We start from the raw sequence: 13222 nt of genomic DNA on the forward strand, positions 1-13222 counted from the left end.
CAATTATGAAAAAAATATTTTACTTATTAATCATTATTTCTTTGGTTTCTTGTTGTAAAAAAATTGATACACCTCCTACTCCTCCGATAGAAATTGATTCAAACAATATCAATGTCAGTATTTTAATTGATTTATCAGACAGAATCGACCCTAAAACCAATCCAAATCCGACCATGGAATATTTCCAGAGAGATACGGAATATATCAAATCGATTGAAAAAGAATTTTTAAATCATATAAAAACAAAAAAAATCATCACATACAATGATCAGATGCAGGTTTTCTTCAATCCGGAACCTTCTGATCCGAAAATGAATCACTTTACTAAAGAACTGAAAGTTTCTTTTGATAAAAATACGAGCAAAGACTATTTCAGTTCTGTAGAAAAAAAATACTCTGAACTGCCGTCGAATATTTATCAGTCTGCCATAAATGATGGTAAATTCGTAGGTTCCGACACATGGGAGTTTTTCAGAAATAAAGTCAAAGATTACTGCATAAAAGGCGATCACAGAAATATCCTCTTTATTTTGACCGATGGTTATATGTATCATGAAGATTCAAAATTCTCGCAGGAAAAGAAAACCTCTTATCTAACTTCAAAATTGATAAAAGCAAACAATCTTACAGATTCTGACTTCAAAACTACAATTGAAAAAAATAAATTGGGTTTTGTAAAAGCGAATGATAATCTGAATAATCTTGAAGTTATCGTTTTAGGAATCAATCCTGAAAAAGGCAATCCTTTTGAAGAAGGCGTAATCAAAGAGTACTGGGAAAACTGGTTTAAAGAGATGAAAATTAAAAACTATCAGATAAAATCAGCCGATTTGCCATCTAATTTAGAGCCCATTATTTTAAAAGCAATCTCGGGTAAAAACTAAAAAACACTACATTATATTAAGAGGCGGAAAGAAATTTTCGTCTTTTTTATTTAAATTCTCTTTATAATTCATATTCAATTCAACCCTTCCAGCGTTTAAAACGAAGGGTTTTAAGAAAAACTTTATAAAAACTCATACTTACAAAGCCTTTGTTTCATTAATATTCTTTTCCTATTTTTGTGAAACTCGTTGCATTATGAAAAAAATTGTTCTGATCGAAGATGAAACCAGCGTAGTTTCTTTTATCAAAAAAGGACTTCAGGAAAAAGGATATGAAGTTTCCGTGGCTTTTGACGGTCGCACCGGAGTCAGCATGGTACAGGAAAATGATTTCGATCTGGTCATTTTAGACATCATGCTTCCCGAAATGAACGGATTGGATGTCTGCAAAGAGATCAGAAAAACCAACAAACATGTTCCGATTCTTTTTTTAACCGCTTTGGGAAGTTCAGAAAATATCGTTCTCGGTCTGGAAAGCGGTGGCGATGATTATCTGGTAAAACCTTTTAAGTTTATCGAATTGGTTGCAAGGGTAAAATCATTATTGAGAAGAAGCGTTCCTATTGCTCCGGAAGTGGAAGAAGAGGAAGACTATAACGAATATCTTTTTAAATTTTCAGATTTGACGGTGAATGATTACACAAAAAAAGTGACCCGCTCCGGAGAAGAAATTTCACTGACAACTACAGAATACAAACTTTTGATGTACTTTCTCAACAATCCTGAAAAAGTAATCTCCAGAGCCGAAATTCTTGATGCAGTTTGGGGAGTAAACTATGAATTGGGAACCAATGTTGTAGATGTTTACGTTAATTATTTAAGAAAGAAAATTGACAATCAGGACGATAAAAAACTCATTCACACCGTAATCGGAATGGGTTATGTGCTGAAAAAACCATAGAAAATGTTTAATAGAGTAATGACAAATCAGACCAAAACGATGGTACTTTTGATGGTTGTTTTTATAACCGTTATTTCACTTTTCGGAGGACTGGTTTATTTTTCTATTGTTAATTTTTCGCACCAGAGGTTTTATGAATTATTAAAAATCCGTACCACGACGATTGTTCAGATTGAGAAAAGTAAAGAACGTCTTGATCTTCCTGAAAATCATATTTTAAACAGTCTTAATGACGAAGAGCTTCCGATGGAACGCGATTATGTTTTCGCAGTTCCTACAGATTCAAATTTTAAAAATATTTCGAAGGAAGTACACATTCCTGATACTTTTTTTAAAAATATAATCAGAAAAGGTGAAGCTAATTATAACGATAAAGAGTTTTATTACATCGGGCAGTCTTTTAAGTTTAATAATAAAGAGTATATTGCAATTGCCTCTGCACAAAATCATTACGTAATTTATTATCTGGGATTTCTCAAGAGAACCATCATTACGTGTATGGTTCTTGCCATCTTCTTCAGTATGATTTTTTCCTTTTATCTGTCTAAAACTTTATTTAAACCGATCCTGAAAATCACCGGAAAAGTGAAACAGATCAGCTCAGAAAATTTACATTTAAGACTAGAGCCTCAACCCGACAATAAGGAACTTAATGAATTGGTTGACACCTTCAACACTATGCTGACCAGAATTGAAACTTCTTTTGAAACCCAAAATCACCTGATCGGAAATGTTTCTCACGAGCTCAGAACTCCGCTTACTTCGATTATGGGCGAAGCTGACGTGGCACTTTCTATCAACAGAACCGCAGAAGAATACAAAGAAACTCTGGAAATTATTCTGGACGAAGCCGAAAAGCTTGATAAAAAGATCAAAGCCCTTTTAATTATTGCTCAAACCGGTTTTGACGGAAAAATTCAGAAGATCGACAGAGTAAGAATCGATCAATTGTTATGGGACGTTATTGAAACCATCAGAAAAATTGATTCACGCAATAATATTTATCTTGATATAAGCATGCTTCCTGACAATCCTAAAAAACTGAAAGTTCAGGGGAATGAGCAGCTTCTTCATCTCGCCGTTGCCAACATTGTAAATAACGGTTGTAAATATTCTAATTTCCAACAGGTAAAAGTTTCGTTGGGCGCAACAGATACAGATGTGTACATCATTGTAAAAGACACAGGAATCGGTATCCCCGAATCTGAAATGGACAAAATCTACGATCCTTTTTTCAGAGCTTCCAACACCCGGAATTATGAAGGTTACGGCATCGGTCTTCCTCTCGCCCGAAATATTGTAAGAATGCACAATGGTGAGCTGATTGTAAGTTCACACGAAAATCAAGGTACAACTGTACAACTTCGTTTTCCTACTATTTATGGCACTCATCAGGAGGAAAAACAATCTTAGCTTCAAAACGAAGCATTTTAAAATAGAATTCTAATCTCATTTTAATCTCTTTAATTACATTTTAATTTTATTCCAAAGGTCTTCTAATCTGACAGATATAGTTTTGTATTATCAAAATAGGTAATCACTAAATCTAAAAGATATGATCAAGACCATTTTAATTGCAACAGACTATTCTCTTGAATCTTTAAACATATTAAAGAAAGTATTAAAAGAGAAAAATTCTCAGAAGGAAGATACTAAATACAATATTTTGCTTGTATCGGGTTATGACCTTGGAGATTCTATAAGAGATCTTTTATTCAATACCAAAGGAACGATTTTCAACAAAATAAGATCAAAAGAATTCTGCGATGCGTACAGCATTATTAAAAACAAATATCCGCACTTGGTCAATAAAATCGTTTGCGATGTGTTCAGCGGAAGTTTCCAGAGAGCTTTCAACAATTATCTGAAAGCAGAAAACATCGAAGAAGCTTATTACACATCATCTTTAAAAGACAAAAACAGCAAAGGAAAATTTGATCTGGCCCCTTATATCAAAAAAGCCAAAGATATCAAAGCACGAGAAATTGCGCTTGACGCTCCTGAATTCATGCCTGAAAGAGGAAGACTTGCAGAAGTTTTTGTTGAAGTTTAAGCTTAAATATTAACTATTTAAAATTAGAAAAATGTTAAGAAATTATAGTAACAGCAGGACATTGGGAGACAATATAAAACTGGGGACGCTGACTGCCTTCACGGCAGGAACTATAAACATTGCATCTCTATTGATCTTTCTTTCCTTTACCTCAAACGTAACAGGGCATTACGCCGTATTTGCAGCCGAAATCAGCAAAGGAAACTGGTCGCAGGTCGCTGTTGTAGGCGCATGGATCTTTCTGTTTTTCTTCGGAAGCTTTACAGCAAATTTTTTTGTGATCAACTTTAATAAAAAAAGTAAATATTTTGCCCACGCAATGCCGCTTATCCTGGAGATTTTATGTCTCGTTGGTGTTGGTTTTTACGGACAGTTCTATTACCGGAAAACGTTGGAAGAAGCAGAAGTTCTGGTAGCCTTAATGCTTTTTGCAACGGGTCTGCAGAATGGTTTAACAGCAAGTATATCCAACTTTTTGGTAAAAACCACTCACCTTACAGGAACAACAACCGATCTGGGAATTCTGATGTCAATGTTTACCCACAAAAACTACAGGAAAAACCCCGAATTGATCGCAAGAGCAAAGCTTTTATCAAGCATCATGTTTTCGTATGTCTTAGGAGCTGTTTTTTCAGGATTGGTTTATTATTCATTAGAATTCAGTGTATTTTATATTATCAGTTTATGTTTATTGGTCGTAATCGGCTATGATTTTTATAAAATCAACATAAGACACTTCAGAACCAATTACCGATATGCAAAAATTTATAACAAGCCGAATTTTATGGCATTTATGTATGACAAAATCCACGGTAACGGTGAAGTACTGGTAAAAGAAACCAGGAAAGAAAAATCTAAGCTTGTCCTGGAAGAAACTTAATCATATTAAAAAATAAAAGCATTAATCGTATATACTTAGTTTTGTAGCCTCTGTTTGTTTTGCAAATGGAGGCTTTTTATTAGATTCAATCATTTCTTTTTGTTTACATGTATGAATTTTAATCAGACTTAATTTTTAATTCATCATCTAATTATTTTAATTCTTATTTCCTTTGACTATTTTTGTAAGTTCATTCATCATTTTATGTCAGATATCATTCAGCTTTTACCGGATCATGTAGCCAACCAAATTGCAGCAGGTGAAGTGGTACAACGTCCTGCATCCATCGTAAAAGAACTTCTGGAAAACGCAATCGATGCCGGAGCTTCAAAAATTGAACTGATCATAAGAGATGCCGGAAAAAATCTCATTCAGGTGGTTGATGATGGAAAAGGAATGTCTGAAACTGATGCGAGAATGGCATTTGAAAGACACGCCACTTCAAAAATCCGTGCGACTGACGATATTTTTAAAATTTCAACAAAAGGTTTTCGTGGTGAAGCTTTAGCTTCCATTGCTGCTGTTTCTCAGGTAGAATTAAGAACAAAACAGCCGGAATCACCTTTAGGAACAAATATTTATATAGAAGGTGGGGTTTTTCAATTTCAGGAACCTATACAGACTGCGGAAGGATCGAATTTTTTAGTTAAAAATCTTTTCTATAATGTTCCGGCCAGAAGAAAATTTCTAAAAAATAATAATATAGAATTCAGACACGTTATTGATGAATTTCAGCGTGTGGCTTTGGCTCATGAGAATTTAGAATTTTCTATGTTTCATGATGACGAACCTATTTTCAGATTGAGAAAAGGAACTCAGATGCAAAGGATTGTAGATGTTTTCGGAAGAAAATTACATCCGCAACTGATTCCTATTAAAGAAGATATTCTTTGGTGCAGACTTCACGGATTTGTTGCTAAACCGGAAGGTGCAAAGAAAACCCGTGGCGAACAGTTTCTTTTCGTCAACGGAAGATTCTTTAAAAGTCCATATTTCAACAAAGCGGTTCAGGAAGCTTTTGAAGGACTTCTTTTACCTGGATACATTCCGACATTTTTTCTTTTTCTGGAATTAGATCCTGAGAAAATTGATGTCAATATTCATCCTCAAAAAACGGAAGTAAAATTTGAAGATGAACATTTGATCTTTGCGTTGATCCGTTCTACAATCAAGAGATCTTTAGGAATTTACAATATTGCGCCAAGCTTAGATTTTGAAAGAGATCCGCAGCTTGACGAAATGATGCAGAAAAGTTTCCCGAGCAAAAGCAATAATACCGGAAATCTGAAAATGCCGGAAATAATTGTAGACCGCGATTACAATCCTTTTCTGGAAGAAAGAGAAGTAACCAAAACGGAAATTCATAATCTTACGGAAATGTATCATCAGAATATTTCTGCCGAACCATCAAAGATCAATCTTTTTGAAGATGAAGATTTTGACGAAGATCTGATGCGACTTCCCAACGGATATTGGCTTTTCAACAAAGGCGACCGAACTTTGATGCTTGATTTGGGCAGAATGCACCGATTGCTGGTTGCCGAAAACAATAAAAATGTAAAAAAAGGCAATGTAAGTCACGCTTTACTTTTCTCTCTTGAGTATCATATGAACGAAATTGAGAAAAATAAATACAAATCGATCAAAAAGTTTCTTCCGGAACTTGGGTTTGACATGAAAATTGCACATGAGAACGTGCTTAGAATCGATACCGTTCCTGAAGGACTGAAAGAAACTCAGGTCATGAAATTTCTGGAAAATCTTTTTGATATCCTTGAATATAAAACCGAAGACGAATTTATGCAGTTTTACCATAACCAATGGGCAAAAATGCAATCGAAATCGAGATTTGATTTCATTTATAAAGCTGATGCTGAGCAAGTGATCAAAGACTTCACGGCATTAGGTTTCCCGGAGTTTTTACCTAACGGAAAAAGATGTTTTTATGAAGTTCCTTTTAATGATTTAAAAAATAAATTTTAAGAAGATGTTTAATAATATACCGCCAATTACCCGAAATATAATTATCATCAATGTTGTTGTTTTTATAACCTCATTTTTCTTACCACAGCTCAATAACTTGTTTGCTGCATATTACCCTTTTTCTCCTAATTTTAAATCTTGGCAGGTTATTACACATATGTTTATGCATGGGGGTGTTATGCATATTCTTTTTAATATGTTTACTTTATTTAGTTTTGGTCCTGTTTTGGAGCAGGCTCTTGGTGAAAAGAAATACTTAATCCTTTATTTTCTAAGCGGCTTAGGAGCTTTCTTTTTGTTTAATTTATGGAATTTTGTTGAAGTTCAACAATTAGTTTCTGGATTAGAAAACTTAGGACTAAATGCATCTGAGATTTATGCAAAATCAGCAATTGATTATTCTGGGGATTTAAAAATTAGTGCAACAACTGCCGAAGGGCAAGAGCTATCACAGAAATTATACATGGCACTCAGAACTCCTATGGTAGGAGCATCGGGAGCCATCTTTGGAGTTATAGCTGCATTCGCAACATTATATCCAGATGCGAAAATTGGAATTATGTTTATTCCAATTCCTGTAAAAGTAAAATATGTGTTGCCGATTGTTGTAATAGGGTCAATTTATTTGGGTATTTCTGGAAATGGCGGTGGTATAGCCCATTTGGCTCACGTTGGTGGAGCAATTGTAGGATTCATTTTAGCAAGAATCTGGAGAAAACATTTATATCGATTTAATTAAAACATTGTGAAAATCGTCCGAATCGTCCTTTTCATCCTGCACCTGGGAATATTATTTTTATTGACAGGTGTTTTATTGAATGCCTATATTCCGCCAAAAGTTTTCCCTTGGTTTAATCTCTTGTCTTTAGGTTTTCCTTTATTCATTATAGGATATGTTGTGCTTACATTTTTCTGGATTTTTTCATGGAAAAAAAGAGCGTTTGTCTTTATGTTTTTAGGATTGTTTTTCTTGAGCCCTGTAAAAAGATGGATCAATTATTCTACGGATAAAAAAGAATCAGCTAATTTAAAAATAGTCTCTTTCAATGTAAAAGGCGGAAAATTTGGCCCGGAAAACATTGAGAAATTCATTAATGAGCAAAATGCAGACATTGTCCTCATTCAAGAAGATGCAGATTTTGAATATGAATTTAATAATCTGAAAAAAGAATACAAAAACCCTGTTGTAGGTACATATTCAAAATACAAAACTGTAGGGCACAAAGAATTATTTGCCGGTATGTATAGCGAAGAATTCAACGCATATTCTGAATATACAGATATTGAAATCAAAGGGAAAACATACCGTATTATCAACACTTATATGCAGCCTTTCAAATTTGAAAAAAGTATGGTAAAGCTCAACGGAAACAGTGAGCAAGATGAGCAAAAAGTAAAAGATATTATTAAACGACTGATTCCTACATTTAAAATGCATCAGGAGCAGGTAGAGATTATTCGAAAAAGTATTGATGAATCGCCTTATCCTGTAATTTTAGCAGGAGATCTAAACTCTGTTCCCAATTCTTACGAATATTATCATTTGGGAAAGGGTTTAAAGGATACCTTTTTTGAAGTTGGAAAAGGAAGCGGTACCAGTTTTCACGATTACAAATATCCTTTGCGAATCGATTTTGTTTTTGCATCACCCTCAATAAAGCCTGTGACTTATCATGTTGACCGTTCGGTAAAACTTTCTGATCATTATCCTGTAATTGCAGAATTTCTATTAAATTAGTTCCATGAAAAAAGTATTGGTAACAGGATGTATAAGTTTTGTTTTGTTGATTGCATGTTCAAAACGAGAACCTGCAAATCTGGATCAAACTCAAGCTGTACAACCTCATTATGATACGACGGCTATCGATTCTTTTTCAGCAGGTGCAACATCCGTTGATATCGTTCGCCAAATCAGAATGTCATCTCAAAAATATCAGGATTCTTTGAAAGAAGCCATGAAGCTAGAGCAGGAAGAACAACGAATCGAGGCCGAATTGGAAAAAGAAAACAAGAGAAAACAGGAAGAAGAAAAAAAACAGAAGACAAAGGAAAATACGACAGTTTCCACTCCTGTAACACAATAATTTAATGTAAAATATACAAAATGAAAAAACAAATTATCACAGCATTTGCCGTTTCTGCATTTATCATAAGCTGCACACAATCTACTTCAAAAACAGAAAAAGTGGAAAATCCTGACGGATCTGTAACAACAACGACAACCACAGAAAGTCGCACAGGTTTTGTGGATACTGCAAAAGTCGACAAAGCTAAGTCTGATGTTAAAATGACGGTCAGTAAAACAGGTGAAAAGATTAATGAAGCCGGAAAAGATATTAAAAACGAGGCTGATAAAGTAGGAAAAGACATCAAAGCCGGTGCAAAAGAAGTAGGAAATGATGTAAAAGATGCTGCAGCAAAAGGAGCTGCAAAAGTGGAAGAAGGTGCGAAAAAACTAAAAGAAGATCTTAAAAAGTAAATATTTCATTGTATTTTGATTAAAATGCAATGTTTTTTGTAAAATTTATAGTAATTTAGAATTCTAAAAATTCACCAAAAAAAATTATTATGAAAAAGTTAACTGTATTAAAAGCAAAAAAACTGACAAGAGAAACTCTTAAAAAAGTACAAGGAGGCTATTACGTTCCGAAAGAAGAAGATGACGGGTGTGCATGGAATATGTGCAGAAATGCTTTTGGAAGATGTTCAGTTTTTGCTTGTCCAGGATCTATTTAATTAGATTTACTTTAAAAAAAACCGCAGAAAATATTTTCTGCGGTTTTTTTATGATTGATTCATCTCCAATAAAGGGTCGATATATTCTCTGTCATTACTCAGGCGTGGCACTTTATTTTGTCCGCCCAGTTTTCCTTTAGATTCCAGCCAGCAATAGAATAAATTTGGTTTTGCGATATGTATCACCGGTTTTTTCAACGTAATATTATTATATCTTTTGGCTTCGTAATCAGAATTGATCGCTTTCAGCTGCTGATCAAAAATATCTACAAACTCTTCAAGATTTTCCGGTTTCTCGCTGAATTCAAAGATCCATTCGTGAGCACCACTTTCATTTTCTTTCATAAAGATTGGAGCTCCGGTAAAATCTGTCACAGCCGATTTTGTTGCCTCACAAGCTTTCGTCAATGCCGATTCTACGTTGGTAATCATTAATTCTTCACCGAAAGCATTGATGTAATGTTTCGTTCTTCCTGTAATTTTTATTCTGAATGGATTGGTTGAAGTAAAAACAACGGTGTCGCCAATTAAATATCTCCATAAACCACCATTTGTTGTGATGACCATTGCATAATTTTTCCCAATTTCCACCTCTTCAAGACTTACAACTTTCGGATTTGAACAATGAAACTGATCCATCGGAATGAATTCATAGAAAATACCGTAATCGAGCATCAGAAGCATTTCATCACTATTTGGTCTATCCTGAATTCCGAAGAAACCTTCAGAAGCATTGTAAATTTCGTAGTAATTGATATTTTTTCCTATGATTTGTTTAAACTGATCTTTGTACGGTTTAAAGCTGATTCCACCGTGAAAAAACACTTCCAGATTTGGCCACAGTTCTGAAATGTTTTTTACATCAGTTTCTTTCAAAACCCTCTGTAAAAGCACCATCATCCAACTTGGAACGCCTAAAATACTTCCCACATCTTCATTCTTCACTTCAGAAGTAATTGCTTTTAATTTGCTTTCCCACTCTCCCATCAGAGAAACTTTCTTGCTCGGCGTGGTAGTAATTTCAACCCAAAAAGGAAGATTATCAATCAGAATTGCCGAGAGATCCCCAAATTTGGTGTTAAAATCTGCATATAATTCTGAACTTCCTCCCAAACGCAAATTTTTATTGGTAAAAAGCTGATTTTCAGGATGATTATTAGCATAAATGGAAACCATATCTTTTCCTGCTTTCATGTGGCAATATTCCAGACTTTCTGCTGAAATGGGGATGAATTTACTTTTAGCATTTGTTGTTCCGGAAGATTTTGCAAAATGTTTGATATACCCGGGCCAGCTTACATCTTTATGACCTTGTCTGGCTCTTTCAATGTAAGGTTCGAAATCCTCGTATGTAACTACAGGAACTTTATTTTTAAAATCCTGGTAACTCGAAATAGAATTAAATCCATATCTTTTACCATATTCCGTATCTTCTGCATGAAACAACTGTGAAAACAGAATTCCATTCTGCGTTTCGATAGGATGATCCATAAAATTCTGTATCTGATCTATCCTTTGACGGATAAACCAATTGACTACCGTATTGAAAAGTACTTTCGTTGCCATTTCAACAAATATAATCATATTTGAATTTCCTGCGAATGAATTTAAATAAAAAACCGTCACAAATTTTGTAACGGTTTCTATATGAAGTTTTTAATTACTCAATATTAGCAATATTCATCATAAGCAGCCTGAAGGTTTGCAGCGATTGCTCCTGCAGGATTACCTTCAATGTGATGTCTTTCTAACATATGAACCAATTCTCCGTCTTTGAAAAGAGCTACACATGGCGAGCTTGGAGGAAACGGTGCTAAATGTTTTCTTGCTGCGTCAACTGCGTCTTTATCAAAACCCGCAAAAACAGTTGTCAAATGATCTGGTTTTTTTTCTCCAGTTAAAGAATAAACAACTCCCGGTCTTGCTGCTCCTGCAGCACATCCGCAAACGGAGTTGATTACTAAAAGAGTGGTTCCGGACTGCTTCAAAGCATCTTCTACTTGTGAAGGAGTTTCTAAATCCTGAAAACCTTTATCTGTAAGTTCAGCCTTCATCGGCATTACTAAATCTGATGGATACATTTCTTGTAATTTTTAATTGTATACAAATTTACAACATTTATGAATTTATATCAATTAATAAAAACTATTGATGAATTCGTGAAACAAAATAAAAACAAACCCACACATATATAAATCACATTAAAATCATAAAATTGTTGAATAAAAAAGGTTAATAAGTGACGATTTTTTGCTAAATTTGAAATAATTCTAAAAACGACCTTCATGAAAAGAAACTTTATTAATAAAATTTCTAGGACATATCAAATTAAATATGATGTGAATTGTAGTTCCCCCTTATCCTTTTAAAATTACCTATTGCGTATAGTTTTTAGATAATTTATTGGTATTTTTGAAAGGTTTTTTGAGTAATGAAGTCTGGAGCAAAATGATCTGGACTTCTTTTTTATTTAAACAACTCAATAAACCCTAAACTATCCTTATGAAGAAAATCTACATGATTCTAATGTCCGGACTATTTGCCGGATCAAGTTTTTCACAAAATTGTACTATACCACAACTTGCCATTCCGCCCGTTTTTACCTGCGGACAATCTACCGCAACAATAAATGCTACAACTACTGGTACAGAAGTAAAATGGTTCAATTCAGCTACATCTACTGTGCCGATTTATTTAGGGAATACCTACACCACTCCTGCAATCACATCGAATACTTCTTTCTGGGCAGAAGCGTATAATTACGAATTAGGAGCGCAGGTGACCGGTGGAAAAACTACACCGTCAACAAGTTCTAGTGCTGTCGCTGCAATTTCCAGTCCGTGGGGATTGGCTTTCACAGCAACCAGCAGCTTTATGTTAGAATCCGTAGATATTTTTGCTTCTGCATCCGGAACTTTAGAACTCGAACTTTTAGATGCAAATTATGTAAAAATTGCTCAGAAAAGCGTTACTATTCCTACAGGAGGAACATCTTCTGCTCCTTTGCAGTTTACAGTTCCTGTCAGTTTTTCAGTTGTTGGAGGAAATTCTTATAAGCTCGTTGCTAGATCAGCGCCTTCAATGAGAAGAGATACAGGTGCTACAAATTCATTTCCTTATGCTCTAGGAACTTTAGGAAGCATTACAGGCGGAACTATTAACAGTTCTAATACAAATACCACAACTTACTATTACTTTTACAATTGGAAAATAAAGCCAATTTCAGGAATCTGCGCAATTGGACGGGTACAAACTACCGTAACAGTAAATGCTGCAACACCAGCTCCAGCAGCTGCAACTACCCAAACTGTTCCGTCAACATCAACTTTGGCTGATCTTTCTGTAGGCGGACAAAATCTTACATGGTATTCTTCTTCAGCTATGACTACAGTTCTTCCGTCTAATACCGTAGTCAGCAACGGAACAACTTATTATGTAACCCAAACTGCTAACGGATGCCAAAGTACAGCAACAGCGATTACGATAACAACAAATCTAAGTACTTCAGACTTAGATCTTGAAAAGCAGATTAAAATTTATCCTAATCCTGTTTCAGATATTTTAATGATTGAATCTAAAGATAAATTTAGAACAATAAGTATTTTTGATTTGTCCGGAAAATTAATTGAAGTAATAAATATCAGAGAAAATCAATCTGCTAAAATCAATCTAAATTCATATACAAAAGGAAAATATATTTTGAAAATTGAAACCAAAAATGGATCTCAGATTTTCCCTTTTATTAAAAAGTAAAATTTAAAATATATAAATAAATGAAGCCCGGA

Annotated in this window: 14 protein-coding genes; 12 read left to right on the forward strand and 2 right to left on the reverse strand. The window is 34.3% G+C overall.

Going from position 1 to position 13222, the window contains the following annotated elements; genetic code table 11:
• Positions 1–5: 5 nt before the first annotated feature.
• From K0R77_RS04760 to K0R77_RS04810, 11 genes are all read left to right on the forward strand, one after another.
• Entirely contained in the window at positions 6–884 is an 879-nt protein-coding gene (locus K0R77_RS04760; RefSeq protein WP_300349201.1) for a hypothetical protein, read from the forward strand.
• A gap of 196 nt (positions 885–1080) precedes the next feature.
• On the forward strand, positions 1081–1785 hold the full coding sequence (locus tag K0R77_RS04765; protein WP_300349203.1) for a response regulator transcription factor: 705 nt from the start codon (positions 1081–1083) through the stop codon (positions 1783–1785).
• A gap of 3 nt (positions 1786–1788) precedes the next feature.
• Positions 1789–3198, forward strand: a complete 1410-nt coding sequence (locus tag K0R77_RS04770) for a HAMP domain-containing sensor histidine kinase (RefSeq protein ID WP_300349206.1) — start codon at positions 1789–1791, stop codon at positions 3196–3198.
• A 142-nt stretch (positions 3199–3340) separates the two neighbouring features.
• Positions 3341–3838 (forward strand): hypothetical protein, encoded by a 498-nt coding sequence (locus K0R77_RS04775; RefSeq protein WP_300349209.1) that lies wholly within the window; start codon positions 3341–3343, stop codon positions 3836–3838.
• Between the two features lie 31 nt (positions 3839–3869).
• Positions 3870–4718, forward strand: coding sequence for a YoaK family protein (locus K0R77_RS04780; protein ID WP_300349211.1), 849 nt, complete (start codon positions 3870–3872; stop codon positions 4716–4718).
• A gap of 204 nt (positions 4719–4922) precedes the next feature.
• Positions 4923–6701: a DNA mismatch repair endonuclease MutL gene (gene mutL, locus K0R77_RS04785; RefSeq protein ID WP_300349213.1), complete on the forward strand. Its 1779-nt coding sequence runs from the start codon at positions 4923–4925 to the stop codon at positions 6699–6701.
• A gap of 4 nt (positions 6702–6705) precedes the next feature.
• Positions 6706–7440: a rhomboid family intramembrane serine protease gene (locus K0R77_RS04790; RefSeq protein WP_300349215.1), complete on the forward strand. Its 735-nt coding sequence runs from the start codon at positions 6706–6708 to the stop codon at positions 7438–7440.
• Between the two features lie 6 nt (positions 7441–7446).
• Positions 7447–8439, forward strand: coding sequence for an endonuclease/exonuclease/phosphatase family protein (locus K0R77_RS04795; RefSeq protein WP_300349217.1), 993 nt, complete (start codon positions 7447–7449; stop codon positions 8437–8439).
• A 4-nt stretch (positions 8440–8443) separates the two neighbouring features.
• On the forward strand, positions 8444–8785 hold the full coding sequence (locus K0R77_RS04800; RefSeq protein ID WP_300349219.1) for a hypothetical protein: 342 nt from the start codon (positions 8444–8446) through the stop codon (positions 8783–8785).
• A gap of 20 nt (positions 8786–8805) precedes the next feature.
• Entirely contained in the window at positions 8806–9180 is a 375-nt protein-coding gene (locus K0R77_RS04805; protein WP_300349221.1) for a hypothetical protein, read from the forward strand.
• A gap of 89 nt (positions 9181–9269) precedes the next feature.
• Entirely contained in the window at positions 9270–9437 is a 168-nt protein-coding gene (locus K0R77_RS04810; RefSeq protein ID WP_300349223.1) for a hypothetical protein, read from the forward strand.
• Positions 9438–9485: 48 nt separating this feature from the next.
• On the opposite strand, the gene K0R77_RS04815 is transcribed toward K0R77_RS04810, so the two are convergent.
• Both K0R77_RS04815 and K0R77_RS04820 read right to left on the reverse strand, forming a co-directional pair.
• Positions 9486–11003: a GH3 auxin-responsive promoter family protein gene (locus K0R77_RS04815; protein WP_300350431.1), complete on the reverse strand. Its 1518-nt coding sequence runs from the start codon at positions 11001–11003 to the stop codon at positions 9486–9488.
• A 104-nt stretch (positions 11004–11107) separates the two neighbouring features.
• The gene (locus K0R77_RS04820) at positions 11108–11518 is read right to left on the reverse strand and encodes a BrxA/BrxB family bacilliredoxin (protein WP_300349225.1); all 411 of its coding nucleotides are present in this window, start codon (positions 11516–11518) and stop codon (positions 11108–11110) included.
• Between the two features lie 421 nt (positions 11519–11939).
• On the opposite strand from K0R77_RS04820, the gene K0R77_RS04825 reads away from it, so the two are divergent.
• Complete coding sequence (locus K0R77_RS04825) at positions 11940–13190, forward strand: T9SS type A sorting domain-containing protein (RefSeq protein WP_300349228.1); 1251 nt, start codon at positions 11940–11942, stop codon at positions 13188–13190.
• Positions 13191–13222: the final 32 nt, after the last annotated feature.

It is taken from the genome of Chryseobacterium sp. (assembly GCF_029240215.1).
Taxonomy (GTDB): Bacteria; Bacteroidota; Bacteroidia; order Flavobacteriales; family Weeksellaceae; genus Chryseobacterium.